Source organism: Lentzea sp. DG1S-22 (assembly GCF_036321065.1).
In the GTDB taxonomy this organism is placed as follows: Bacteria; Actinomycetota; Actinomycetes; order Mycobacteriales; family Pseudonocardiaceae; genus Lentzea; species Lentzea jiangxiensis.
The window spans coordinates 4,151,993-4,176,468 of sequence record NZ_CP143276.1 but is presented as its reverse complement, the minus strand read 5'-3'; the positions used below and the strand labels follow the sequence as shown (position 1 = coordinate 4,176,468).

The following is a 24,476-nucleotide window of genomic DNA, read 5'->3' as shown; positions in this document are numbered from 1 at the left end:
TCCGACACACCGGATTTCGCCGAGGCCCTCTCCGTGCGCGGAGGGGGCCTCTGTCGTTTCCAGCGCTGATATCCGATATGTGATACATCGCATATCGCACAAAAAGAGCCCCCGCCGATTTGCCGGCGGAAGGGCTCTTTTCGTGCGTTCAGGACTACGCGGCGGCGGGCACCGGCGTCTTCTGGTACGCGTCCACGTACTCCTGGCCGCTCAGGTCCAGGATGCGGTAGATGATCTCGTCGGTGACGCTGCGCAGCACCGGCAGCGACTCCTGCATGCCGTCGTAGCGGCTGAAGTCGAGCGGCTCGCCGAAGCGGACCGTGACCGGCACGATCTTCGGGAACCGGCTGCCGACCGGCTGGACCTCGTCCGTGCCGATGATGCCGACCGGGACGACCGGAGCCCCGGACTCGAGCGCCATGCGCGCCACGCCCGTGCGGCCGCGGTGCAGCATGCCGTCGAGCGAGCGGGTGCCCTCCGGGTAGATGGCGAACGCGTCGCCGCGGGCGAGGATCTCGGCGGCCGTGTCGAGCGCCGCTCGCGCGTCGCGGCCCTTGCCGCGGTGCACCGGCACGTGGCCGAGCGAGGAGAAGAACCAGCGCGACAGCGAGCCCTTGAGGCCGGTGCCCGTGAAGTACTCCGCCTTCGCGAGGAACGACACGCGGCGCGGGACGACCATCGGGATCACGACGCTGTCGATGAAGCTGAGGTGGTTGGCCGCCAGGATGACGGGGCCGTCGGTGGGGATGTTCTCCAGACCGTCCACCACCGGGCGGTAGACAAGACGGGCTGTGCGCGCGACGACGTGCTTCATCACCGGGTAGAGGAGGGCCATGACCCCCAGCATTCCAGGTGGGGGTTGCCGCGGCGTTACCACGTGGCGCGCATCTCGACCCCGTCACTCGCTCGGACTACGCCGGTGCGGCGGTCGTGCCAGCAGGGTCACGCACCGGCGACGAGGCGTGACGAAACTCGCCCTGTGACGCCGGAGGCGGGCAGCCGCACGGGTTGCGCGCCTGCCCGCCTCCGGGACGAGGACTAGCCCTTCAAAGACGCTGAGAGCTCCACCCAGCGGCTAAGCAGGCTCGCCGCCTTGCCTGAGTCGATGGCGTCGGCCGCACGGCTCAGTGAGGCCGTCAGGTCGGCGTGCAGGTCGTCGGAGAACCCGCCGTGCGCCGCGATGGCACCCGCCGCGTTCACGAGCACCGCGTCGCGCACCGACCCCGTCCTGCCGCCCACGAGGTCGCGGACCACCTGGGCGTTGACGGACGCGTCGCCGCCCTTCAGGTCCTCCTCGCGCGCCGGCTTCACGCCGAGCACCGCGGGGTCGATCGTCTCCGTGCGCACCACGCCGTCCTGGGCGAGCCAGGCGGACGTCGTCGTGGTCGTGGTGATCTCGTCGAGGCCGTCGTCACCCCGCACCACCAGCGCGGTGTTGCGGCGTCGCGCGAACACACCGGCGATCAGCGGTGCCGCGGACGCCCGCGCGCAGCCGATCAGGCCGACGGAGGGCTGCGCCGGGTTCGTCAGCGGGCCGAGCAGGTTGAACGACGTGGGGATGCCGATCTCGCGCCGCACGGGACCCGCGTGCCGGAAGCCGGGGTGGAAGACCGGGGCGAAGCAGAAGCCGATCCCCAGCTCCCGCACGGTCGCCTGCACGCCCTCCGGAGGCAGGTCGATCGCGACGCCCAGGGCGTCCAGCACGTCCGCGGTGCCGCACTGCGACGACGCCGCCCGGTTGCCGTGCTTGACCACCGGAACGCCCGCCGCGGCCGTGACGATCGCGGCCATCGTCGAGATGTTCACCGAACCGGAATGATCGCCGCCGGTGCCCACGATGTCGGCCGCCCGCACGTCCACCGTGAACCGGCGGGCGTGGTTCAGCATCATCGTCGCGAGGCCGTCGACCTCCTCCGGCGTCTCGCCCTTCGCGCGCAACGCGACGACGAACGCCGCGATCTGCGCCGGGGACGCCTCGCCCGACATCACCCGGTCCATGCCCCAGGCGGTGTCGTCGGCGGTCAGGTCGACGCCGTCGATCAGGCGGTTGAGCAGCGAGGGCCAGGTGCGCTGGCTCATGGCGATCAGCCCTTGACGACGGGAACAGCCGAGCCCCGCAGCACCTCGGCCACGGTCTCGGCGGCGGCCAGCGGGTCGAGCGGGTGCACCAGCACCGCGTCCGCCTGCGACCAGGTCGCGAGCCACCGGTCGTCCTTGCGGCGCACCGCCACGACGATCGGCGGGCAGTCGGTGATCTCGTCCTTGAGCTGGCGGGACAGGCCCATGCCCCCGGTCGGCTGCGCCTCGCCGTCGAGGATCAGCAGGTCGACGGTGCCGTTGTCCACCTCGTAGAGGACGTCCGCGATCGTGCCCACCTCGACGAAGTCGACCCGCGGCAGGTCCGGCGCGGGACGGCGGCCGACCGCAGTGATGATCGTCTCACGCACCTCGGGCCGGTGGCTGAACACCAGGATCTTCGTGGTCTGCGCGCTCATCTCTGGATCCTCCGCTGCGACTGCCGACTGCGGTCCTGAAGAAAGTGACCAAGGTCGCCGCGATGCTATCGGGCCGGTTGCAGGGCGTCCCACCCCAGGGCGTCGCCGCCGAGCCGTTGCGCCAGCGAGGCCATCCGCGACCGCTCCTGGGCGCAGTGCAACGCGTCCAGCTTCTGCACCCGGCTGATGTGCGACACCTCCCCCGGCTCGACGACCCAGCCGTCCGGCTCCAGCAGTTCGCGCGCGCGTTCTACCTGCTCAGCGGGGATGCGCACGTGGTGGCGGAGCACGGCGAGCTCGTCGGCGCGCCACTGAGGGGAGCGCGCCAGAGCCGCCGAATCGGCCTCCGCGATGTCGAACGCCTCCACCACGACGACGAGCGACGGGTCGTCCATCGAGAGCGCGGGCACGGCCTCCCGCCGCAGCACGTCCCGCAACCGGCTCAGCAAACCCATTCGTCGATCTCCTCGCGATAGCCGCGTGTGACCCAGCCGACCCATGATCTGCCCAGGACCCGATGGGCGGACGGAAATAGCGCAAGCAATAATGCTGCTCGTGACCACGGCAGCGCCTTCAATCGGCCAGCGCGTGCACTCGCTGAACCGCCCGAACATGGTCAGCGTCGGCACGATCGTCTGGCTGTCCAGCGAGCTCATGTTCTTCGCTGGCCTCTTCGCCATGTTCTTCACGGTGAAGGCCCAGAACGAGGGACCTTGGCCCCCGCCTCCCACCCACCTGAACGTCCCCTACGCGTCGGTCTTCACGATCATCCTGGTCGCGTCGTCCTTCACCTGTCAGTGGGGCGTCTTCGCGGCGGAGCGGGGTGATGTCTTCGGTCTGCGTCGCTGGTACATCGTGACGCTGATCATGGGCGCGATCTTCGTGGGTGGTCAGGCCGGTGAGTACGTCGAGCTGGTCCACGCCGGGACGACGATCCCGTCCTCGGCCTACGGCACGGTCTTCTACCTGACGACCGGCTTCCACGGCCTGCACGTCATCGGCGGCCTGATCGCGTTCGTCTACCTGTTGATCCGGACGAAGCTCAGCAAGTTCACGCCGGCACAGGCCACCTCCGCGATCGTCGTGTCGTACTACTGGCACTTCGTCGACGTCGTGTGGATCGGCCTGTTCGCCATCATCTACATCGTGCCCTGACCTGGGTCGGCACGAAGCCAAGCCACGAGCTCCCGAACTGACAGCAAGGGTTGCCGCACACCATGACCACCACGACGAAACGCCCCCGCGGCGCCCGCACCAAGCTGCGCCGCCGGGTCGCCGGACTGCTCGCGCTGGGCTTCGGCCTGCTGAGCGCCGGCATGCTGTTCGCCGCCTTCGCGCCCCAGGCGCAGACCGCCCAGGCGCAGCAGCAGGACGCCCTGGTCCGCCAGGGTGAGCAGATCTACCTGAACACCTGCCTGAGCTGCCACGGCAGCTCCCTGGAGGGTGTCGAGGGCCGCGGGCCGAGCCTCGTCGGCGTCGGTGACGCCGCGGTCTACTTCCAGACTTCCTCCGGCCGCATGCCCATGGCGCGGCAGGAGGCGCAGGCCATCCGCAAGCCCGCGAAGCTCTCCCCCGAGCAGGTCAACGCGCTGATGGCCTACATCACCGCGAACGGTGGCGAGGGCCCGAAGAAGCCCTCCGAGTCCGGTGAGGCCCTGCGCGGCGACAACCCCGCCCGTGGTGGCGAGCTCTTCCGCCTCAACTGCGCCAGCTGCCACAACTTCACGGGTCGTGGTGGCGCGCTGTCCTCCGGCAAGTTCGCCCCTGCCCTCGACGGGGTGAGCGAGGAGCAGATCTACACGGCGATGCTGAGCGGCCCGCAGAACATGCCGAAGTTCGGCGAGCGGCAGCTCACGCCGGAAGAGAAGAAAGACATCATCGCGTACGTCAAGTCGGTCACCGACGGAAAGAACAACTCCGGCGGAAACGCCCTGGGCGGGTTCGGACCCGTGTCCGAGGGCTTGATCGCGTTCATCGTGGGCATCGCCGCGCTCATCGGCGTGACCCTCTGGATCGGAGCCAAGGCATGAGCGGCGACAAGCCGGTCGAGCTGCCCAGCGAGGCAGAGCTCGCGGAGATGAGCCGGGACGAGCTGGTCAGGCTCGGCACGAAGATGGACGGCGTCGAGCTCGTCCACTACGAGGAGAAGTTCCCGGTCGCCGGCACCCGCGCGGAGCGTCGCGCTCAGCGTTCGGTGGCCGCGTGGTTCCTCGTCTCCGCGCTGTCGGGCATCGCCTTCCTCGGCGTTTTCCTCTTCTGGCCGTGGGAGTACGAGTCCCCGTCGAACGAGACCGCGCACTTCCTGCACAACCTCTACAACCCGCTGATCGGCCTGTTCCTCGGCCTGTCGGTGCTGGGGCTGGGCGTCGGCGCGCTGCTCTACACGAAGAAGTTCCTGCCGGACGAGCTCGCGGTGCAGCAGCGCCACGACGGCCCGTCGACCCAGGTCGACCGCGCCACCCTCGTCGCGGAGCTCGCCGACGCGGGTGACCGCAGCGGCATCGCGCGCCGCAGCCTGATCAAGCGCACCGCGGGCCTCGGCGCCGGCGTGCTGGGTCTGGGCGTCGCCGCCGTTCCGCTGGGCGCGCTCGTCAAGAACCCGCACTCGGACAGCGAGACCAAGAACTCGCTGTGGCACACCGGCTGGAAGGCCGAAAAGGGCGAGAAGGTCTACCTGCGCCGCCACACCGGCAACTTCCACGAGGTCTCCCTCGTGCGTCCCGAGGACGTCGAGCCCGGCGGCTTCGAGACCGTCTTCCCGTTCCGCGAGTCCGAGCGCGACGACGAGCACGCCCTGGTCGCGGCCCTCAAGCGGGCCGACGCCCCGGTCATGCTCATCCGCATGCGCCCGAACCAGGCGATCACCAAGCGCGCGGGCCAGGAGGACTTCAACTACGGCGACCTCTACGCGTACTCGAAGATCTGCACGCACCTCGGGTGCCCGACGTCGCTGTTCGAGCAGCAGACCGGTCTGCTGCTCTGCCCGTGCCACCAGTCGCAGTTCGACGTCTTCGAATACGCCAAGCCGCGGTTCGGTCCGGCAACCCGTCCTCTGCCGCAGCTTCCGATCACTGTGGACGAAGACGGCTACTTGGTAGCCCGCAGCGACTTCATCGAGGCTGTGGGTCCGGCGTTCTGGGAGCGGAAGTCATGAGTGCCATCACCACGCCGACGAAGCCGGCCAAGACGGCCGCGCGCGTCGCAGGGGCGGCGGCCAACGCTGCCGACGAGCGGTTCCACGCGGCCTCGGGGTTGCGCAAGCAGTTGAACAAGGTCTTTCCGACGCACTGGTCGTTTCTGCTCGGTGAGATCGCGTTGTACAGCTTCATCGTGTTGTTGTTGTCGGGTACGTATCTGGCGTTGTTCTTCGATCCGTCGATGACGGAGGTCACCTACAACGGTGCGTTCGAGAACTTGCGTGGGATCGAGATGTCGCGGGCGTTCGCGTCCACGCTGGACATCTCGTTCGAGACCCGTGGTGGGTTGTTCGTGCGTCAGGTGCACCACTGGGCGGCGTTGCTGTTCATGGCGGCGATCGTGGTGCACATGTTCCGGATCTTCTTCACCGGTGCGTTCCGCAAGCCGCGTGAGATCAACTGGGTCATCGGCATCGTGTTGTTCATGCTGGGCGCGATCGAGGGTTTCCTGGGTTACTCGTTGCCCGATGACCTGTTGTCGGGTACGGGTCTGCGGGTGATGGCGGCGTTGCTGATCTCGTTCCCGGTGATCGGTACGTGGTTGAACTGGTTGATGTTCGGCGGGGAGTTCCCGGGCACCGACATCATTCCGATGCTCTACACCGCGCACATCCTGATCATTCCGGCGATCATCCTGGGGTTGATCGCGGCGCATCTGGCGTTGGTGTGGTATCAGAAGCACACGCAGTTCCCGGGGGTGGGCCGCAAGGAGACCAACGTGGTCGGTGTGCGGATCATGCCGGTGTTCGCGGCCAAGGGTGGCGGGTTCTTCGCGATCGTGGTGGGTGTGATCGCGGTCATGGGTGGGGTGTTCCAGATCAACCCGATCTGGAACATCGGCCCGTACAACCCCGCGCAGGTGTCGGCGGGTTCGCAGCCGGACTGGTACATGGGCTGGACCGACGGTCTGGTGCGGATCTGGCCGGCGTGGGAGTTCTACCTGGGCAACTACACGATTCCGGCGCCGTTTTTGCCGTTCATCCTGGGGTTGCCGTTGCTGACCGGTATCGCGGCGGCGTATCCGTGGATCGAGCGCAGGATGACCAAGGACTACGCGCATCACAACCTGTTGCAGCGTCCGCGTGATGTGCCGGTGCGCACGTCGCTGGGGTGGATGGCGATCACGTACTTCATGGTGTTGTTGCTGATGGGTGCGAACGACATTTTCGCCTATCAGTTCGACATCTCGTTGAACTTGACGACGTGGATGGGCCGTATCGGCATGCTGGTGCTGCCGCCGGTGGCGTATTTCATCTCCTACCGGATCTGCATCGGCCTGCAGCGTGGTGACCGTGAGGTGCTCGAGCACGGTGTGGAGACGGGCATCATCAAGCGTTTGCCGCATGGTGAGTTCATCGAGGTCCACCAGCCGCTGGGCCCGGTGGACGAGCACGGGCATCCGATCGCGTTGGCGTATCAGGGTGCGTCGGTGCCGAAGAAGATGAACAAGCTCGGTTCGGCCGGTCATCCGGTCGCGGGTAGCACGTGGTCGCCGGACCCGGTCGAGGAGACCGTGGCGTTGCAGAACGCGCGCCGCCGGCGGAACGTGACCGAAGGCCTCAGCGCGGAGGACACGGCCGGCCAGCTCGCGGGCAAGCCGTCCGACCCGAAGGCCTGATCTTCGGCTTGAAGCACCGAAAGGCCCCCGTGGACTTCCACGGGGGCCTTTCGCTGTCCGGGGTGTTCGCCAGTGGCCGTGCTGCTCCGCCGGCTCGCCGTTCCTACTGGGCGTCGTCGAGACCGATCGAGAACGCGGCTTCGTCATCGCGCTTCGAGTAGCTGCGGAACGCGATGTGCGTGTCGGTGTTCAGCACGCCGGCGACCTTGCTGATCTTGCCGGGCACCAGCGCGGCGAGGTCCTCGTGCTTGCTGACGCGCACCAGCGCGATCAGGTCCACGTCACCGGCGCAGGAGTACACCTCGGTGACTCCGTCGATGTCGGCGATCTCCTGCGCGGCCTCGGGAATGCGTTCGGCGGCGGCCTGGATCAGCACGATGGCGGTGACCACGGCGTCCTCCTCGGGTCTGGGCTCCGGTGTCTCAAGCACCCGTAGTCTGCCCTACCGGCTGATCACCGGCGTGAAGACGTCGCCCCTCGCCCGTTGCACAGCCGACCCCCTCGCTTTGTCGACAAACCGACTGATATATCGGCTACAACCACCGCCCTGACCTGCATCAACACCCCTTATGCAAAAGACGTTTGCGGACGTCCGCAAACGTCTTTTGCATAAGGGCGTGCTTAGGAGGGACCGAGCACGGGTGCGGAGAGGGCGGCGATGAAATTGAGAGCCAGGTTCGGCCATGGCTGAACGCGACGGCGGCAAAGGTGCCAGAGCGAAGCGAGCCGACGCCGTCGAGGCCTTGCAACGGCAGCTTTCACTCCACAGCAAACAACCGTTGCAAAGGGCAGTCGGGAGTGCGGTTCAGTTCCAGCGGTCGTGGATGGGCCGGGCTCCTGCGGCCTGCTCCGCCCACGGCAGCCAGGCCGCGGCGGCTCCGGCGGGGGACGACCACGGTTCGTCGGCGTACACCAGGCGGGTGCCTGCCTGGTCGAGCCAGCGCAGCACCACGCCGGTCTCCTCCGGCGGCGCGCCCCGGAGCGGACCGGGGGTGGGGATGACCGTCTCGGCGGAGGCGACGAGGGCGTCGACCACCGGCATCGGGCGGGTGCCGCGGCGGGCGACACCGGCGGAGGCCAAGCGGCCGTAGCGGACCACCGAGAACTCCCAGCCGCCTTCGCGGTCGGGGCGGGCGGCGACCAGTTGGGGGAGTGCGGCGAGGGCGGCCAGGCGCTGGGCGCGGTCCAGGGACCTGACGAGGCCCGCCAGGCGGTCGCGGCGGCGGGCGGCCTCCTCGAAGCGCTCGGCCGAGGCCAGGTCACCCAGTTGATCGACGAGGGTGCGCAGGGGTGCGGCGCTGCGGCCCACGACCAGATCGCGCACCGCCACCACGGCGGGGGAGTACTCCTCGACCGTCTGCCGGCCCGCGCACGGCGCCTTGCAGCGGTCCAGTTCGGCCAGGGCGCAGGGGGAGGCGCGCTGGTTCGTCGCCGGGATCTTGATCGTGCACGAGCGCAGGGGTACGGCGTCGAGCAGGGCGTCGGCCACCGCCTCGGCCGCCTTCCTGGTGCGGAACGGGCCCAGGGCCCCCTCTCGCGGGGTCTTCACCAGCGACATCCGCGGGAACGGCTCGTCTGTCAGGACCAGCCACCAGGCGTGGTGCGGGTTCTTCGAGCGCCGGTTGTACGCGGGGCGGTGTGCGCGTAAGAGGCGGAGCTCGCGCACTTCGGCTTCCAGGGAGTGTGCGCACTCCACGGCGTCGACGCGCACAGCGAGGGCGACCATCTCGCGCAGCCTCCGCCTGCCTTCGCTGGCGGTGAAGTACTGCCGGACGCGGCGGCGCAGGTCTGACGCCGTGCCGACGTACAGCACCTCCTCCTTCGGGCCGCGGAACAGGTACACACCCGGTGTGGAGGGCAGGTGCGCGGCCAGGGAGCGCTTGCGGCGTTGTTCGGGGGTGACCTCCGGCAGGTACGCGAGCAGTTCTTCGAGGGAGTGCACGCCCACGTTGCCGACGCGTTCGAGCAGCGCGTGCAGCACCTCGACGGTCGTGCGGGCGTCGGCCAGCGCGCGGTGCGTCGGTTTGGTCTCCGTGTGGAACAGGTCGGAGAGCGCCGACAGGCGGCACGACGGCGCCTCGTCGCGGCTCAGGACGCGCCGGGCGAGCTTGACCGTGCAGACCACCGACGGCTTCGGCCAGCGGTAGCCGTGCCGTTCGCAGGCCGCCTTCATGAACCCGGTGTCGAAGCCCGAGTTGTGCGCCACCAGCACCGCCCCGGCCGCGAACTCCAGGAACGCGGGCAGCACCGTCTTGATCGTCGGCGCGCCCGTCACCATCAGCTGCGTGATCCCGGTCAGCTGCGCCACCATCGGCGGGATGCCGCGTTCGGGGTCGACGAGCGTCGCGAACTCGCCGAGCACTTGGCCGCCGCGCACCTTCACCGCGCCGATCTCGGTGATCGCGTCCTCCTCGGCGCTCCCTCCCGTCGTCTCCAGGTCGAAGACGACGAACGTCGTGTCGCGCAGGGGCGTCCCGAGCTCGTCGAAGGACAGTTGTCCGGTCACGGCGCCGACGTTAGCGACGGGGTCTGACAATTTCCGGAGGTGGTCGTTCGCGGTAGCGCGACCTGCGGTTGCTCCATTGGAGTGGTGTGCGGGTGATCTTTGCCTGATCGTTGTTCCGAAGGGCGGACACGTCCGTGCGCTGCTCGAGTGCCGGGGCTCTAGCCTGTGGGGGTGCCAGACCCGATGCCCGAGCCAGAGTTCGACCAGCCTGCCGACGAGGCAGGTGAGTCCGCAGGTGAATCCACTGTGGACTGGTCGGCCCTGCCGGAGCCGTTGCGGGTGAGGCTCGCCGAGCTGGGCGCGGACGCGCTGGGCGAGATGGCGAAGGTCGACGTGCCCCAGCACCTGCGGCCGGTGGCGAAGTTCGCCCCCACCAAACGCGCCAGGCTCGGTGGCACGCAGGTCGTGGCCGGCCTGCGGAACTCGGCGAACTTCCGCACCGCGGTGGTCGAGTGGCTGCGCAAGAACAGGCCGTCGACGCTGGAGGTGACGTCACCGGACCCGGTGACCGCCGCGGCGGCCGCGGTGCTGACCGGGGACGAGGTCGCCCCGCACTACGTGGAACTGGTGTCGCGGCGGGTCGGTGACGCGACGCTGCGGGCCGAGCGGGACGCCGCCGTGCTCCGCGCCGAACGGCTGGAAGGCGAGCTGGACCGGCTGAGGGCCGAACGCACCCAGCTCGACGGCACCGCCGAACGCGTCCGCGCGGACGCCGAAGTCGAGCTCGAACGCCTGCGCAAGCGGTTGCGCGAGCAGGGCGTGAAGCTGCGCGAGGCCAAGGACGCCGCCGCGGCCGCGGCCGCCGAGGTCGAGAAGATCCGGCAGCGCACCGCGGACGAGGTCAAGCGCCTGACCGCCGAACGCGACCGCGAACGCGAACGGGCCGAGACCGAGCGCGGCAAAGCACAGCGGGCGATCGCGGACGCCGAGGTGGCGCGGCAGTCCGCCCGCGAGGCCCGCCAAGCGGACGAGGTGCGGCTCGCGCTGCTCGTCGACACCCTCGACGGTGCCGTGACGGGCCTGCGCCGCGAGCTCGCCCTGGGAGGCACGGGACCACGTCCGGCCGACCTCGTGCGCGGCGCCAGCGCGTCGCAGGGGACCGTGGGCCGCGTGGAGGACCCGGCGGCGCTGGACCGGCTGCTGGCGTTGCCGGCGGTGCACCTGGTGGTCGACGGCTACAACGTCACGAAGACCGGTTATCCGGAGCTGTCGCTGTCGGACCAGCGCGATCGGCTCGTGCACCAGCTGGCGGTGCTCGCGGCGCGCACGGGTGCCGAGGTGACGCTGGTGTTCGACGGCGCCGGTGTCGTGGCCGTGCCCGCGGCGGCGCCTCGGGGCGTGCGCGTCCTTTTCAGCGATCCCGGTGTTCTGGCCGATGACGTGATCCGAGCGCTGGTCACGGCAGAGCCCGAGGGGCGCCCCGTGGTGGTCGTGACGTCGGATCGTGCGGTCGCGGACTCGGTGCGCCGCCGCGGCGCGCACCCGGTGCCGTCCGCCGTGTTGCTGGCCCGTCTCGGGCGCGTTTGATCACCCGGTAGCCTGACGCCGTCGATCTTGACGGTCTTGTTCTGGCGAGGGGGATCGGCGACCTCATGTCGCGCAAGTTCACCCGTGGTTTCCTGGTTCTGGCCCTGCTGCTCCCGGCCACGCCGGCCGTGTCCCTGGCGGCGCAGCCGGCTGATCCCGCACGCGCCTACGCCGATCTGACAGCGCAGGCCACGAAGCTCAACGAGGAAGTGCTGCGCGCGCAGGAGGACCTGGTGCAGCGCAAGGCCGAGCTCGACCGCGCGACCGCGACGGTGGCCGCGGCGCAGCAGATCGAGCGGCAGGCCAAGCGCGACGAGGACGACTTCCGCCAGCAGGTCGACCTCATCACCCAGGCGTCGTTCGAGGGCGCCCGGTTCAACCAGCTCTCGGCGCTGCTCGTCGCGGACTCGCAGCAGGACTTCCTGAACCGCCTGGAGATGATGCGGATCCTCGCCACCGACAGGGCGGAGTCGCTCGCGCGGCTGTCCGGCGCGGTCGAGAAGGCCCGCCAGGCGCACCAGGTGGCGGAGACCGCGCGCACCCGTGCCGCGGAGACCACCGCGGCGGCCGAGAAGCTGAAGGCCGATCTGGACGGGCGCAACCAGGCGCTGCAGGCGCAGATCGGGGAGGTGCGGTCGGCGTTGACGCGACTGCCTGCGCCGGTCGTGCAGCAGCTGCGCGATCCGGGTGACCGGTCGGCGATCAGCGTGCCCGGCGGCACCGCGGGCCTCGCCCTCACCTTCGCGCTGGCGCAGCGCGGCGACGACTACAGGTACGGCTCCACCGGCCCCGACCAGTGGGACTGCGCCGGGCTGACGATGAAGGCGTACGCGGCGGCGAGGGTCTCGATCCCGCGCACCTCCGGCGGGCAGGCCGGGGTCGGGCGTGCCGTGTCGCGCAGCGAGGTCCGCGGCGGCGACCTGATCATCTACTACGCGAGCCGCTCGCACGTCGCCATGGCCGTCGACAACACGCGCGCCGTGCACGCCTCGACCGAGGGCCAGCCGGTGAAGATCGCACCGATCGACGCCATCGGTCCCATCGCGGTGATCCGGCGCATCGAGGGCTAGCGTTGCGCCGGTGAAGCACCTCCGGACGTTGCTGGCGGTCACCGTCGCCATGACGTTCCTGCTGGGCGTCACCGTTGCAACACGGCCCGTTGAGTTGCGCTCGACCGAAACCGATCGTTGCAAAGAGACCGTGCTGACGGTCTCGTCGGGCACTGTGACCAGCAGTTCCTGCGACGCCGAACTCGCTTCGCGGGTGGCGGCGTTGCTCGACGAATCGGTGCGCAGCGTGGCCGATATATTGGATATCTCTTGGGGGCGACGGGCGGATGTGGTCGTTCCGGCGACGGAAGCCGAGCTGGTGTCGCTCGTCGGGCCCGCGTTCGCGGACATGGCCGGCGTCGCGATCCGCGACGGTGCCGGGCAGCGCGTGGTGCTCAACCGGACGCGGGCCTCGGCGCTGTCGGAGCTGGAACTGAAGGTGCTGCTGCGGCATGAGATCACGCACGTCGCGACGCGCGACCTGACGTCGGACTCGGCGCCGCTGTGGCTCGTGGAGGGCTTCGCGGACTGGGTGGCGTTCCACGGGCTCGGGCTGTCGCTGCGCCAAGCCGCGCCGTTGCTCACCTCGGACGTGTCGGCGGTGCCCACCGACTTCAGCGGACCCGGCCGCGACCTCGCCTACCAGCAGGCGTACTCGATCATGGTGTACCTGGAGTCCGGGCTGGGGGAGCGCGGCGTCGTGGACTTCTACCTCCGCAACGGGGTGAGGTCCGCGGTGGACCTGAGCGCGGCCGATGTGGCGGGCTGGCGTGAGTTCTTGAAAACGAGCATCGGATAGCGTTGCGCCCGTGCGCCGAACCCTGCTGGTGACCAACGACTTCCCGCCCCGCCCCGGTGGCATCCAGTCCTACCTGCACGCTCTGGCGACACGGCTGCCCGCGGACTCCCTCGTCGTGTACGCGCCGAAGTGGAAGGGCGCGCGGGAGTTCGACGCCGAGCAGCCGTTCCCGGTGGTGCGGCACCCCACGTCGCTGATGCTGCCGACGCCGGACGTCCTGTCCCGCGCACGGGACATCGCCCGCGCCGAGTCGTGCGAGGCCTCCTGGTTCGGTGCGGCGGCTCCGCTGGCGTTGCTGGCGCCGTCGCTCGGGCTGAGCCGCGCTGTCGCGTGCACGCACGGGCACGAGGTGGGCTGGTCGATGTTGCCGGTGGCACGGCAGGCGTTGCGCGCCATCGGATCCGGTGTGGACGTCGTGACCTACGTCAGCCGCTACACGCGCTCCCGGTTCTCGGCGGCGTTCGGGCCCATGGCGGCGTTGGAACACCTTCCGTCCGGTGTGGACACCGAGCTGTACCGGCCGGATCCCGCGGCTCGGGCGGAGATGCGGAAGCGGTACGGCCTGGGCGACCGGCCGGTGGTCGTGTGCGTCTCGCGCCTGGTGCCGCGCAAGGGGCAGGACGTCCTGATCCGCGCGCTGCCGCTGATCCGGCGCACGGTGCCGGACGCCGCCCTGCTGATCGTGGGCGGCGGACCGTACCGGGGGACGCTCGAGAAGCTGGCCGCCGGGTCGCGCGACGTCGTGCTGACCGGTTCGGTGCCGTGGGAGGAACTGCCCGCGCACTACAACGCAGGCGATGTCTTCGCGATGCCCTGCCGCACGCGTGGTCGCGGCCTCGACGTCGAGGGCCTCGGCATCGTCTACCTGGAGGCCTCGGCGACCGGACTGCCCGTGGTGGCCGGACGCTCCGGCGGTGCGCCGGAGACGGTGCGCGACGGCATCACCGGCAACCTCGTCGACGGCCGCGACGTCGAGAACGTCGCCGAGCGGATCGCCTCCCTGCTGGCCGACCCCGGGACGGCGGCCAAGATGGGCCGCGCCGGCCGGGAGTGGGTCAGCGACCACTGGCGCTGGGACCAGCTCGCTCAGCGCCTCGAAGGTCTCATCGGCTGACTGATATCCCGTATCCGATATATCGCCGCTGGGACGCGTGTACGTATGTGGTCGGTATGTGACATCGAGCAGCAAAGACAACGTTGTCATCTGTGAGACATCGCGGCTGACGTCGTAGACGTCGGTCGAGCTCAGATCAGCTCGCGGGCTTGGTTCTCCAAGGCGCGCAGACCGAGTTCGGCGCCGCGGCGCACCGCCTGCTCGGCAGCGGACGCCGAGTCGGCCGGACGGCCGAGATCGCGCAACACCGCCGCCAGGCCGATCAGCGCCCGCACCTCGCCGGACGCGTACCCGATGCGCCGCGCCGTCGCCAGCGCCTGCTCGAACAGCTCCGCGGCGCCGTCGGGGTCGGACAGCGCGCGGCGGACCTCGCCGAGCGTGATCCGCAACGACGTCGCCACCTGGGGATCGCCGCCGTCGGCCACGAGCGCCAGGGCACGGGTCGCCAGGGTGAGGGCGGCCGGGGCGTCACCCGAGGCGAGTTCGAGAGCGGCGAGGTTCTCCAGGGCCTCGGCCTCGCCGGCGGGGACGTTGCCGATGGCGAGGGCGCGTTCGAGGTGGCCGCGCGCCTCGTCCAGGCGACCCTGCAGGCGCAGGGCCATGCCGACGTAGGTGTGGCTGTCGGCGGTCGGTGCGAGCGCCAGCGCCTGCGAGAAGTGCTCGACGGCGTCGTCGAGCTCGCCCAGTTCCACGGCGAGCTGGCCCAGGTTGTAGAGGCCGGTGCTGACGAGTTCCGCCGAGCGCAGCATCTCCAGGCAGCGGACCAGGGCCTCCTTGGCGGCGACGAGGTCTCCTGAGCGGCGGTGCACGAGGCTGAGGTTGTTGAGCACGCTCGCCTCGGCGTCCCCGTCGCCCAGCTCCCGGTACAGCTCCAGGGCGTGTTCGTGGTGTTCCACCGACCGCGCGTAGTCGCCGAGCCGCAGGTAGAGGGTGCCGAAGTTGGTGTGCATGGCGGCCTCGGCCGCGCGGTGGCCGGACGCCCGGGCCGCCTGCAGGCCGTGGTGCGCCGTCGCGAGCCATTCGCCGACGTGGTGGCCGATCCACAGGTAGCCGCGCAGGGCGTCGGCGAGCTGCCAGGCCATCTCGGCGGGGCCGTGGTCGGCGGCGTGCCGGATGGCGGCGATCAGGTTCGGGCGTTCCGCGTCGAGCCACGCCAGCGCGTCGGCCGAGGCCGGGATGCGCGGTGCCGGGCCCGTCGCCGACGACGGCAGCCGCACGATGCCGGGGTAGAGCAGCTCCGCGCAGCGCTCGACGCCGCGCATGTAGTGGTTGAGCAGGGCTTTCCAGGCGTTCTGCTGCTCGGCGGGGCTGTCGTTCTCCTCGCGCGACGCGACGGCGTAGCGCATCAGCTCGTCGTGGAAGCGGTAGCGGCCGGGGGCGGCGAGCACGACCAGCTCGGCGATCGCCAGCACGGTCAGCAGGCCCTCGGCGTCGACGTCGGCCAGGGCCGAGGCGGCCTCCGGCGTGAAGTCCGGTCCCGGCACCAGCGACAGCAGCCGGAACAACCGCTGCGGCGCGGGCGGCAGCGCGGCGTAGGCCAGCTCGATCGGCGAGCCGGTGATCGTCACCTCGTCCCGTCCCGCCAGGTAGGCCGCCGCCACCCGCAGCGCGAGCGGCAGGTGGCCGCAGCGGGAGGCCAGCTCGGCGTGGTCGCCGGGGCCGAGCAGCCTCGTCAGCAACGACGCCGACTCCGCGGCGTCGAACACGTCCACCGGCACGGTCCGGGCGCCGTTCATGGCGATCAGGCCGCGCAGGTCGTCCCTGGACGTCACGACCACCCGGCACGACGCCGTCCCCGGCAGCAGCGGCCGCACCTGGTCCGGAGCGGAGGCGTTGTCGAGCACCAGCAGCATCCGCCGCCCCGAGAGCAGCGACCGCAGCATCGTGCTCTGCTCGTCGGGGTCCGGCGGGATCTCGTCCGGCGGCACCCCGAGCGCGCGCAGGAACCGCGACAGCACGTCCAGCCCCTCCGCGGGCGGTCCCGACGAGTACCCGCGCAGGTCGACGTAGAGCTGCCCGTCCGGGAACCGGTCGCGCAACAGGTGCGCCACGTGCACCGCCAGCGTCGTCTTGCCGACCCCCGGCTGCCCCGCCAGCGTCACGATCGGCACCGACCCCGTGACCAGCTCGGTGATCCGCTCGACGTGCCGGTCGCGGCCCGTGAAGTCCGCGATGTCGTCCGGCAGCCGCATCGGGGACGGCGGAGCGCGTTCCGGTTCGCGCGCGACCACCGGCGCCGCCAGCTCCGGCGAGCCCACGAGGATCGCCTGGTGCAACGACCGCAGCTCGGCGGACGGGTCGATGCCCAGCTGCTCGTCCAGCGTCCGGTCGAGCTGCCGGAACGCCTCCAGCGCCTCCGCCTGCCTGCTGCTGCGGTACAGCGCGAGCATCAGCTGAGCCCAGAAGCGTTCGCGCAACGGGTGGTCACGCGTCAGCGCGAACAGCTCCGGCACCAGGTCCGCGTGGTTGCCGAGCGCCAGCTCCACGTCGACCCGCCGCTCGTGCACCGTCATCAGCAGCTCGGTGAGCCGCGGCGCGTACTCGGAGTACAGCGTCTCCGACGGCACGTCCGACAGCACCGGCCCGCGCCACAGCTCCAACGCCTCAGCAAACGCTTTCCGCGCCGTGGCCAGGTCGGACGACGAGGCAGCCGCACGTCCGCGAGCAGCCGCGTCAGCGAACAGGTGGGCGTCCACGGCAAGGGGGTCGACCCGCATCCAGTAGCCGTCCGCGGCCGTCTGGATCAACGACGGGTCACCCAGAGCCGCGCGCAGGCGCATGACGTACGTCTGCAACGTCCCCCGTGTGCGCGCGGGCGGGGTGTCCCCCCACACGTGCCCGACGAGTTCCGTCACGGGCACCACGCGGTTCGGCCGCAGCAGCAACGCCGCCAGCAACGCCCGGTGCTTGCCCGCCCTGAGCACCACCGAGGAGCCGTCCAGGCGCACCTCCATCGGGCCGAGCAGCCGGAACTGCGGACCCGAAGCCATTGCTTTCCCCTCGCGCGAGCCGGATGATCCCCGTCTGCCGGACAGCCTATTGGCGCGCTGTCGCGCAGTGACATCGGCGCGTCAGCGATACGTCAGCGCCGTACGGCAATCTTCCTCATGTCCCGGTCGGGGGGCCGGGGCAACACACTTCTCGGGTTCTGCGGAGCTCTCCGCGGATCACGATCGCTGGGGGTCGAAAGGCCCAGGAGCTCTCTCTCAGCTCCTGGGCCTTTCGCGTACTTCAGACCACTTACTTCGCGTAGATCGCGTCGATGTCCGACGCGTAGGTCGTCGCCACGACGGAGCGCTTCAGCTTCAGCGACGGCGTCATCTCGCCACCGGCCTCGGTGAAGTCGACGGGCAGCACCCGGAACTTGCGGATGGCCTCCGCCTGGGACACCGTCTTGTTCGCGTCGTCCACCACGGCCTGGATCTCGGCCAGCAGGTCCGGGTCCTCGACGAGGTCGGGGACCTCGGCCGACGCCGGCTTGCCGTGCGACTCCTTCCACGCCGGGAAGAACTCCGGGTCGATCGTGATCAGCGCGCCGATGAACGGCTGCTTGTCGCCGACGACCATGCACTGCGAGATCAGCGGGTGCGCCCGGATCCGGTCCTCGAGCTGCGCCGGGGAGACGTTCTTGCCACCGGCGGTGACGATGATCTCCTTCTTGCGGCCCGTGATCTTGAGGAACCCGTCGCCGTCGAGCTCACCGATGTCACCGGTGTGGAACCAGCCGTCCTCGAGGGCCTCCTTGGTGGCCTCCTCGTTGTTCCAGTAGCCGGTGAAGACGATGTCGCCCTTGATGAGGATCTCGCCGTCCTCGGCGATGCGCACCGACGTGCCGGGCACCGGCAGGCCGACCGTGCCGACCTTCTCCTGGCCGGGGAACGTCACGCACGCCGCGGCCGACGTCTCGGTCAGGCCGTAGCCCTCGTAGACCGGGATGCCCGCGCCGCGGAAGAAGTGCGACAGGCGGGCACCCAGCGGCGCACCACCCGACACGGCCGCCATCGCGCGGCCGCCGAGCGCGGCGCGCAGCTTCGAGAACACCAGCTTGTCGAACACGGTGTGCTTGATCCGCAGCCCGAGGCCGGGACCGCCGTTGTCGAGCGCGGTGCTGTACGCGACCGACGTCGCCTCGGCGGCGTCGAAGATCTTGCCCTTGCCGCCGGCGTGCGCCTTCTGCTTCGCGCCGTTGTAGACCTTCTCGAACACGCGCGGCACCGCGACGACGAACGTCGGGCGGAACTGGCCGAGGTCCTCGACGAGGTTCTTCACGTCCGCGGTGTGACCCAGCGTCACGCGCGAGTAGACGCACGCCAGCGCCAGGGCGCGCGCCAGGATGTGCGCGAGCGGCAGGAACAGCAGCAGCGAGTTGCCCGCGGTGAGGATCTCGGGGAACCGCGACAGCGCCGACCGCACCTCGGACAGCAGGTTGCGGTGCGTCAGCGTGCAGCCCTTGGGGCGCCCGGTCGTGCCGGACGTGTAGACCAGCGTGGCCGTGTGGTCGGCCTTGGCCTGCGCTCGGCGCTCGTGCACCTGCTCGTCGGTGATCTCGGCGCCCAGCGCGGTCAGCTCGTCGACCGCGGCGGCACCGCCCTCGACCTGCCACACGTGGCGCAGCTCCGGGAGCTTGCCGACGACCTCGTCGACCAGCGCGCGGTGCTGCGCGGCCTCGACGAACACGGCCTTCGCGCCGGAGTCGGACAGGATCCACTCGATCTGGTCCGCCGACGACGTCTCGTAGATGGGCACCACGACGCCGCCCGCCGCCCAGATGGCGAAGTCGAGCAGCGACCACTCGTAGCGCGTTTTGGACACCAGCCCGACCCGGTCGCCGAGCTCCAGACCGGCGGCGACCATGCCCTTCGCGACGGCCATCACCTGCGCGGCGAAGTCACGCGCGGTGATGTCCACCCAGGTGCCGTCGACCTGCCTGCGGAAGCTGACGGCGTTGCCGAAGCGCTCCGCGTTGGCCCACACCATGTCGGTGAGGTTCTCCTCCGGAGCCACAGCGGCGGTGGCGGGGACGCTGAACTCGCGCACGTCAACCTCCGTACGGTGAAATGTTACTGGTGGGGAAACCTAGCGTGTGATTCCGGCGATACAAAGGTGGGTACGCCCTTCCGTTACCTTTTGTCCTCATGGCCAGCGTGGACGTCGTCGACGAGACTTTCCTGGCGGTACCACCCGGTGTGGTCGCCGCCGCCTTCGCCTCGCCCGCGTCGTGGCGGGCGTTCTGGCCGGACCTGGACCTGGACGTCTACGCGAACCGCGGCGACGAGGGACTGCGCTGGACGGTCGGCGGGGCGCTCGTCGGCACGATGGAGGTCTGGCTCGAGCCCGTGCTCGACGGCACCGTCGTGCACTACTTCCTCCGCGCTGATCCGGCCGCGGGGCCGCTCACCCCGCGGGGCGCCCGCCGCGAGGTGCAACGCCGCCAGCTGGACGCGAAGTCCGTCGCACTGGGGCTGAAGCTGACGCTGGAGGACGGCCGTCCCGCCGGCTGCCCGCCGGCGGGGTGATCTTGCCAAGTCGTCAACTAAGTTGGAACCGTGCGGGTTCACGTGGTCTCGGATGTGCACGGCAACGCGGAGGCGCTGGCGCGCGCCGGTGACGGGGCCGACGCGCTCGTCGTGCTCGGCGACCTGATCGACTTCGTCGACTACCACGACCACTCCAAGGGCATCCTCGGGCGCGTCTTCGGGCCGGAGAAGGTCGGGGTCTTCGCCGAGCTCCGCCGCGGCACCCGGCGCGCGGACACGGCGAGCTACATCCGGTCGCTGTGGGACGGCCTCGCCGACGCCCGTTCCGTCGTGGAAGAAGCGGTGCTGGAGCAGTACCACGCGCTGTTCAGCGCCATGTCCGCGCCGACGTACGCGACACCGGGCAATGTGGACAGTCCGCACCTGTGGCCGCGGTTCGCCGGGGTGGGCGTGCACGTGCTCGACGGCGAGGCCACCGACATCGGCGGGCTGAGGTTCGGCTTCGCGGGTGGCGGGCTGATGGTGCCCGGACTGGTCCGCAACCCCAACGCGCCGTGGCACCCGTACCTGCGCACGGAGGAGGACATGGCGGCCGCTCTGGAGCGGATGGGACGGGTCGACGTGCTGTGCACGCACATCCCGCCGTCGGTCGCCGAACTGACGTACGACGTAGTCGCGCGCCGCCCGGAATGGGGCTCGCGGGCCGCGCTGGACAAGATCGTCCGCGAAGGTCCGCGCTGGTCGGTCTTCGGGCACGTGCACCAGCCACTGGCCAGGCGCGTGCGCGTCGGCCGCACCGAGTGCGTCAACGTCGGCCACTTCCAGCGCAGCGGCAAGCCTCACGTCCTGAACTGGTAGCCACGCGAGTAACCTCCACGTCTATGGCCGACGAGTCCACTCAGTCCATCGTCATCGACGCTCCGCCTGAGAAGATCATGGCGATCATCGCGGACTTCCCGTCGTACCCGGACTGGGCGAACGGGATGAAGGAGGTCGAGGTCCTCGGCACCCGCCCCGACGGCCGTGCCGAGCAGGTGCGGTTCGCGATCGACCAGGGCCCCGTCAAGGACGAGTACACCCTGAAGTACGACTGGGCCCCCGACGGTCTGTCGGTGAAGTGGGAGCTCGTCAAGGGCACCATGCAGAAGGCCCAGCAGGGCAGCTACGTGCTGGCGCCGTCCGGCACCGGCACCAAGGTCACCTACACGCTGTCGGTGCAGCTCGTGATCCCGATGATCGGCCTGTTCCGCCGCAAGGCCGAGAAGCTGATCCTCGACACCGCGCTCAAGGAGCTCAAGAAGCGCGCGGAGAAGGCGGCTTGAGCCGGGTCCTGCTCTTCACCGGCAAGGGCGGGGTCGGCAAGACGACGCTGTCGGCCGCCACGGCCGCCTCGCTGGCCGCGCACGGCCGCAAGGCGCTCGTGGTCTCCACCGACCCCGCGCACTCCCTGGGCGACGCGCTCGACGTGCCCCTGGGCGCCGAACCGTCCGAAGTGGACGGCTCAGGCGGCTTGTTCGCCTGCCAGATCGACCCCCGCGGTCTCGTCGACGAGGCGTGGGGCGAGCTGCGCGGGCACCTGCGGACGGTCCTCGCGGGCGCCGGTGTCGACGAGCTCGACGCCGAGGAGCTGACGGTCCTGCCGGGTGTCGAGGAGCTCCTCGCGCTCGCGGAGGTGCGGCGGCTCGCGTCGTCCGGGCCGTGGGAGGTCGTGGTCGTCGACTGCGGGCCGACCGCGGAGACGCTGCGGCTGCTGTCGCTGCCCGAGGCGTTCGCCGGCTACCTCGAACGCCTCTTCCCGACCCACCGGCGCGTCGTGCGCGGACTGCTCGCGGGGGTCGCGGGCACCGGCACGGTCGAGAAGTGGGACGCCACGGCGGATGCGTTGAGCAGGCTCGCCGAACGGCTGGACGCGCTGCGCTCGATGCTCGCCGACTCCGGGTCGTGCTCGGTGCGGCTGGTGCTCACCCCCGAGCGCGTCGTCGCCGCCGAGACCCGCCGCACCCTGACGGCGCTGGCGCTGCAGGGGATCCGGGTCGACAGCGTGATCGCGAACCGGCTGGTGCCCTCACCGGGTGCGGCGCGCGGTGCGGCGGCCTCCTGGCTGCGCACGCGCCGCCAGGAGCAGGACGCGGTGCTGGCCGAGCTGACCGGGATCGGCGGGATCCGCACGGTTGACCACCGCGCGGCCGAACCCGTCGGCGTCCCCGCACTGCTGGAGGTCGCCGCGCAGCTCTACGGCGACGAGGACCCGTTGCCCGGTGCCGCGGTGCCGGAGTCGCTGCTCGAGGTGTCGGGCAGCGGGCGCGGGCTCGACGCCCGGTACTCGCTGCGGATCGCACTGCCGTTGTCCGACGACACGGACCTGGACCTCGCACGCGTGGGCGACGACCTCGCCCTGACCGTCGACGGCCGGCGTCGCCTCGTGGCGCTGCCGTCGTTGCTGAGGCGCTGCATCGTCATCGGTGCGGAGATGGATTCGGGCGGCGTGACGGTGGAGTTCCGTCCCGACCCGTCCCTCTGGCGCTGACCGTGGCGCTGATCAGGAGCTCGTAGATGACCCAGGACAACACCGGCAAGCTCGCCGAGGAGCTGCGGCTGCTCGTCGACACGGCCGCCGAGCGGATGCAGCCGTGGCTGCAGCGCGTCGCCGAGGCGGGCGACGGCTCGCACACGCCCGAGACGTGCGGCTGGTGCCCGTTGTGCAACGGCGTGGCGCTGCTGCGCGGCGACCGCTCCGAACTGGCCGCGAAGGCCGCCGAGCACGCGGCGGGCCTGGTCGCGGTGCTGCGCGCCGCCCTGCGCGAGCCCGGCGCCCCGCCCGAGCACGCGGCGGACGAGCCGGCTCCCGAGGCCGGGCAGCGCGTGCAGCACATCAAGGTCGTCAGGAAGACCCACTAGTGCTCACGGTCGGAGTGGACATCGGGGGCACCAGCGTGCGCGCCGGCGTCGTGGACCCGCGCGGCTCGGTGCTGGACACCTCGCGCGCACCGACGCCCGCGGACGAGCGCGCCCTCGAAGACGCGATCGCCGCCGCCGTGGAGGAGGTCGCGGCCCGGCACCCGGTGGACGCCGTCGGCCTCGCCGTGGCGGGCTTCATCGCCTCGGACCGCCGCACGGTCCGCTTCGCGCCGCACCTGGCGTGGCGTCAGGTCGACGTCGCGGAGCGCATGAGCGACCGGCTCGGCATGCCCGTGGTGCTCGAGCACGACGCGAACGCGGCGGCGTTCGCCGAACACCGCTTCGGTGCGGCCCGAGGCGCTCGCACAGCCGTGCTGGTGGCCATCGGCACCGGCATCGGCGCCGCGCTCCTGCTCGACGGCGAGCTGTTCCGCGGCGCGCACGGCGTCGCCCCCGAGCTGGGCCACCTGCGGGTGGTCCCGGACGGCCGCCCCTGCCCGTGCGGCAAGAACGGCTGCTGGGAGCGCTACTGCAGCGGGACGGCCCTGAGCGCCACCGCCGTCGAGCTGCTGGCCAAGCACCCCGGCGTCTCCACCGTGCTGGCCCGCGAGGCCGCCGGTGACTCCCGCGCCGTGACCGGCCGACGGGTGGCCGGGGCGGCCAGGGACGGCGACCCGCTCGCCAAGCGGGCGATGGCCGAGCTCGCCAAGTGGCTCGGCGAGGGCCTCGCGCTCGTCGCCGACGTCTACGACCCCGAGGTCATCGTGATCGGGGGAGGGGTGTCGACGTCGGCGCCGCTGTTCCTCGACGACGCCCGCGAGCGGTATGCATCCGTGGTGACCGGGGCGGGCCACCGCCCGCTGGCGCGGATCCGCACCGCGCAGCTCGGCGACGACGCCGGCATCGTGGGCGCGGCGACGCTCGCCCGCGAGATGGCCGTCAGGGCGCGGGCGGCCGGGAACCACTCGCGCCACTAGCTCCCGACGGGGTCGTGGCCCCAGTTCATGAGCGAGTAGCGCCAGCGGCTCTCCTTCACGTCGCCGTCCGGCCGCTGGGCGAGGTGCCGGTGCACATACCCGACGACCTTGCGCATGTGCTGGTAGTCGCTGTCGGTCAGGTCGTCGCGCTTCGTCTTCAGCAGGTCGACGATGCGGCGGCCCGACGCGTGCCCGGTCGACTCGCCGGAGGACTTGTCCCCGACCTGCTGCGACTCGTCGGTGCCGAGCCACTTCTCCAGCTTCGAGGCGGTCATGTTGACCGCGTCGGCGAAGTCCTTCCGGGTCTGCTCCCGCTCCTCGTCGTCCACGGTGGTCCTCCCGCTCGAATGGGTTCGTCCGAGTGGGGTACCCCGCGATCATGACGAAGCACCCTTTGAAGCCCGGTGACGAGGTCGAGTGGTCGAGCCACGGCTCGACGACGCACGGCGAGGTCAAGGAGGAGATCACGACCGAGAAGCAGGCCGCTGGGCGCAAGGTGAAGGCCTCGGAGGAGGAGCCCCAGTACCGCGTGGAGAGCGCGAAGAGCGGCAGGGACGCGGTGCACAAGCCGGAGGCGTTGCGGAAGAAGAACTGAGTGTTCGCGGCGAACGTGCCGGGGTTGTTCGCCCACCGCGAACACTCGTGCGAGGGGTCGCTAGCGGCCGAGCAGGCGCAGGATGCGCGGACGGCGGCGCTTGGCCACGTCCTTCTTGCCGAGGGTCGCCATGGCGCGGGCCATCATGAGGTGCTGCATCTGGTCCATGCCCGACACGGTAGGCATGACCGAATCGTTATCTGAAGGTTTGAGTGGCCGTTATC

At 70.7% G+C, this 24,476-nt stretch carries 25 protein-coding genes; 15 read left to right on the top strand and 10 right to left on the bottom strand.

The window, feature by feature from the left end:
- Nucleotides 1-154 precede the first annotated feature (154 nt).
- The 4 genes from V1227_RS18635 to V1227_RS18620 form a co-directional block, all read right to left on the bottom strand.
- Nucleotides 155-835: a lysophospholipid acyltransferase family protein gene (locus V1227_RS18635; protein WP_329793838.1), complete on the bottom strand. Its 681-nt coding sequence runs from the start codon at nucleotides 833-835 to the stop codon at nucleotides 155-157.
- Between the two features lie 203 nt (nucleotides 836-1,038).
- Nucleotides 1,039-2,079, bottom strand: a complete 1,041-nt coding sequence (gene trpD, locus V1227_RS18630; protein ID WP_329793837.1) for an anthranilate phosphoribosyltransferase — start codon at nucleotides 2,077-2,079, stop codon at nucleotides 1,039-1,041.
- A 5-nt stretch (nucleotides 2,080-2,084) separates the two neighbouring features.
- Complete coding sequence (locus tag V1227_RS18625; RefSeq protein WP_329793836.1) at nucleotides 2,085-2,495, bottom strand: hypothetical protein; 411 nt, start codon at nucleotides 2,493-2,495, stop codon at nucleotides 2,085-2,087.
- Nucleotides 2,496-2,560: 65 nt separating this feature from the next.
- Nucleotides 2,561-2,950 carry a hypothetical protein gene (locus V1227_RS18620; protein ID WP_329793835.1) on the bottom strand — a complete coding sequence of 130 codons (390 nt, stop codon included), beginning with the start codon at nucleotides 2,948-2,950 and terminating at the stop codon, nucleotides 2,561-2,563.
- Between the two features lie 91 nt (nucleotides 2,951-3,041).
- Here V1227_RS18620 and ctaE point away from each other — a divergent pair, with 91 nt between their 5' ends.
- The 4 genes from ctaE (at nucleotide 3,042) to qcrB (ending at nucleotide 7,310) form a co-directional block, all read left to right on the top strand.
- Nucleotides 3,042-3,650: an aa3-type cytochrome oxidase subunit III gene (gene ctaE, locus V1227_RS18615; RefSeq protein WP_090100803.1), complete on the top strand. Its 609-nt coding sequence runs from the start codon at nucleotides 3,042-3,044 to the stop codon at nucleotides 3,648-3,650.
- 62 nt (nucleotides 3,651-3,712) lie between these two features.
- Nucleotides 3,713-4,525 carry a cytochrome bc1 complex diheme cytochrome c subunit gene (qcrC, locus tag V1227_RS18610; RefSeq protein WP_090100804.1) on the top strand — a complete coding sequence of 271 codons (813 nt, stop codon included), beginning with the start codon at nucleotides 3,713-3,715 and terminating at the stop codon, nucleotides 4,523-4,525.
- Complete coding sequence (gene qcrA, locus V1227_RS18605; protein ID WP_236223464.1) at nucleotides 4,522-5,649, top strand: cytochrome bc1 complex Rieske iron-sulfur subunit; 1,128 nt, start codon at nucleotides 4,522-4,524, stop codon at nucleotides 5,647-5,649. Before qcrC ends, qcrA begins: the two co-directional genes overlap by 4 nt.
- Nucleotides 5,646-7,310 (top strand): cytochrome bc1 complex cytochrome b subunit, encoded by a 1,665-nt coding sequence (gene qcrB, locus V1227_RS18600; RefSeq protein ID WP_329794058.1) that lies wholly within the window; start codon nucleotides 5,646-5,648, stop codon nucleotides 7,308-7,310. The genes qcrA and qcrB overlap by 4 nt, the downstream gene beginning before the upstream one ends.
- Nucleotides 7,311-7,413: 103 nt before the next feature.
- Here the strand turns inward: qcrB and V1227_RS18595 are convergent, their stop codons facing one another.
- Together V1227_RS18595 and V1227_RS18590 are read right to left on the bottom strand one after the other, a co-directional pair.
- Nucleotides 7,414-7,701, bottom strand: a complete 288-nt coding sequence (locus tag V1227_RS18595; RefSeq protein ID WP_030465012.1) for an Lrp/AsnC family transcriptional regulator — start codon at nucleotides 7,699-7,701, stop codon at nucleotides 7,414-7,416.
- 414 nt (nucleotides 7,702-8,115) lie between these two features.
- The gene (locus V1227_RS18590; protein WP_329793834.1) at nucleotides 8,116-9,816 is read right to left on the bottom strand and encodes a DEDD exonuclease domain-containing protein; all 1,701 of its coding nucleotides are present in this window, start codon (nucleotides 9,814-9,816) and stop codon (nucleotides 8,116-8,118) included.
- A gap of 183 nt (nucleotides 9,817-9,999) precedes the next feature.
- Here V1227_RS18590 and V1227_RS18585 point away from each other — a divergent pair, with 183 nt between their 5' ends.
- The 4 genes from V1227_RS18585 to V1227_RS18570 all read left to right on the top strand — a co-directional run bounded on the left by V1227_RS18585 (nucleotide 10,000) and on the right by V1227_RS18570 (nucleotide 14,305).
- The gene (locus tag V1227_RS18585; protein ID WP_329793833.1) at nucleotides 10,000-11,343 is read left to right on the top strand and encodes an NYN domain-containing protein; all 1,344 of its coding nucleotides are present in this window, start codon (nucleotides 10,000-10,002) and stop codon (nucleotides 11,341-11,343) included.
- A 65-nt stretch (nucleotides 11,344-11,408) separates the two neighbouring features.
- Nucleotides 11,409-12,413: a C40 family peptidase gene (locus tag V1227_RS18580; protein WP_329793832.1), complete on the top strand. Its 1,005-nt coding sequence runs from the start codon at nucleotides 11,409-11,411 to the stop codon at nucleotides 12,411-12,413.
- Nucleotides 12,414-12,423: 10 nt separating this feature from the next.
- Complete coding sequence (locus tag V1227_RS18575; RefSeq protein ID WP_329793831.1) at nucleotides 12,424-13,191, top strand: basic secretory protein-like protein; 768 nt, start codon at nucleotides 12,424-12,426, stop codon at nucleotides 13,189-13,191.
- Nucleotides 13,192-13,201: 10 nt separating this feature from the next.
- Nucleotides 13,202-14,305, top strand: coding sequence for a glycosyltransferase family 4 protein (locus tag V1227_RS18570; protein WP_329793830.1), 1,104 nt, complete (start codon nucleotides 13,202-13,204; stop codon nucleotides 14,303-14,305).
- A gap of 131 nt (nucleotides 14,306-14,436) precedes the next feature.
- On the opposite strand, the gene V1227_RS18565 is transcribed toward V1227_RS18570, so the two are convergent.
- Both V1227_RS18565 and V1227_RS18560 read right to left on the bottom strand, forming a co-directional pair.
- Nucleotides 14,437-17,295, bottom strand: a complete 2,859-nt coding sequence (locus V1227_RS18565; RefSeq protein ID WP_329793829.1) for an AfsR/SARP family transcriptional regulator — start codon at nucleotides 17,293-17,295, stop codon at nucleotides 14,437-14,439.
- A gap of 250 nt (nucleotides 17,296-17,545) precedes the next feature.
- Nucleotides 17,546-19,342 carry an AMP-dependent synthetase/ligase gene (locus tag V1227_RS18560; RefSeq protein ID WP_329793828.1) on the bottom strand — a complete coding sequence of 599 codons (1,797 nt, stop codon included), beginning with the start codon at nucleotides 19,340-19,342 and terminating at the stop codon, nucleotides 17,546-17,548.
- 98 nt (nucleotides 19,343-19,440) lie between these two features.
- Between V1227_RS18560 and V1227_RS18555 the strand changes: the two genes are divergently transcribed.
- Genes V1227_RS18555 through V1227_RS18530 form a run of 6 tightly spaced genes read left to right on the top strand, consistent with a single transcriptional unit; the run spans nucleotide 19,441 to nucleotide 23,657 of the window.
- Nucleotides 19,441-19,821, top strand: coding sequence for a polyketide cyclase / dehydrase and lipid transport (locus V1227_RS18555; protein WP_329793827.1), 381 nt, complete (start codon nucleotides 19,441-19,443; stop codon nucleotides 19,819-19,821).
- A 30-nt stretch (nucleotides 19,822-19,851) separates the two neighbouring features.
- Nucleotides 19,852-20,640, top strand: a complete 789-nt coding sequence (locus V1227_RS18550) for a metallophosphoesterase family protein (RefSeq protein WP_329793826.1) — start codon at nucleotides 19,852-19,854, stop codon at nucleotides 20,638-20,640.
- 23 nt (nucleotides 20,641-20,663) lie between these two features.
- Nucleotides 20,664-21,104 carry an SRPBCC family protein gene (locus V1227_RS18545; RefSeq protein ID WP_329793825.1) on the top strand — a complete coding sequence of 147 codons (441 nt, stop codon included), beginning with the start codon at nucleotides 20,664-20,666 and terminating at the stop codon, nucleotides 21,102-21,104.
- The gene (locus tag V1227_RS18540; protein WP_329793824.1) at nucleotides 21,101-22,309 is read left to right on the top strand and encodes an ArsA family ATPase; all 1,209 of its coding nucleotides are present in this window, start codon (nucleotides 21,101-21,103) and stop codon (nucleotides 22,307-22,309) included. The genes V1227_RS18545 and V1227_RS18540 overlap by 4 nt, the downstream gene beginning before the upstream one ends.
- A gap of 26 nt (nucleotides 22,310-22,335) precedes the next feature.
- A complete protein-coding gene (locus tag V1227_RS18535) occupies nucleotides 22,336-22,680 on the top strand; it encodes a hypothetical protein (protein ID WP_329793823.1) in 345 nt (114 codons plus the stop codon).
- Between the two features lie 14 nt (nucleotides 22,681-22,694).
- Nucleotides 22,695-23,657 carry an ROK family glucokinase gene (locus tag V1227_RS18530; protein WP_442916541.1) on the top strand — a complete coding sequence of 321 codons (963 nt, stop codon included), beginning with the start codon at nucleotides 22,695-22,697 and terminating at the stop codon, nucleotides 23,655-23,657.
- On the opposite strand, the gene V1227_RS18525 is transcribed toward V1227_RS18530, so the two are convergent.
- Nucleotides 23,654-23,986, bottom strand: coding sequence for a DUF3140 domain-containing protein (locus V1227_RS18525; RefSeq protein ID WP_329793821.1), 333 nt, complete (start codon nucleotides 23,984-23,986; stop codon nucleotides 23,654-23,656). The two genes, V1227_RS18530 and V1227_RS18525, sit on opposite strands and share 4 nt — an antisense overlap.
- 50 nt (nucleotides 23,987-24,036) lie before the next feature.
- On the opposite strand from V1227_RS18525, the gene V1227_RS18520 reads away from it, so the two are divergent.
- Nucleotides 24,037-24,252, top strand: a complete 216-nt coding sequence (locus tag V1227_RS18520) for a DUF2945 domain-containing protein (RefSeq protein ID WP_090105693.1) — start codon at nucleotides 24,037-24,039, stop codon at nucleotides 24,250-24,252.
- A gap of 60 nt (nucleotides 24,253-24,312) precedes the next feature.
- Here the strand turns inward: V1227_RS18520 and V1227_RS18515 are convergent, their stop codons facing one another.
- On the bottom strand, nucleotides 24,313-24,438 hold the full coding sequence (locus tag V1227_RS18515) for a hypothetical protein (RefSeq protein ID WP_329793819.1): 126 nt from the start codon (nucleotides 24,436-24,438) through the stop codon (nucleotides 24,313-24,315).
- Nucleotides 24,439-24,476 lie beyond the last annotated feature (38 nt).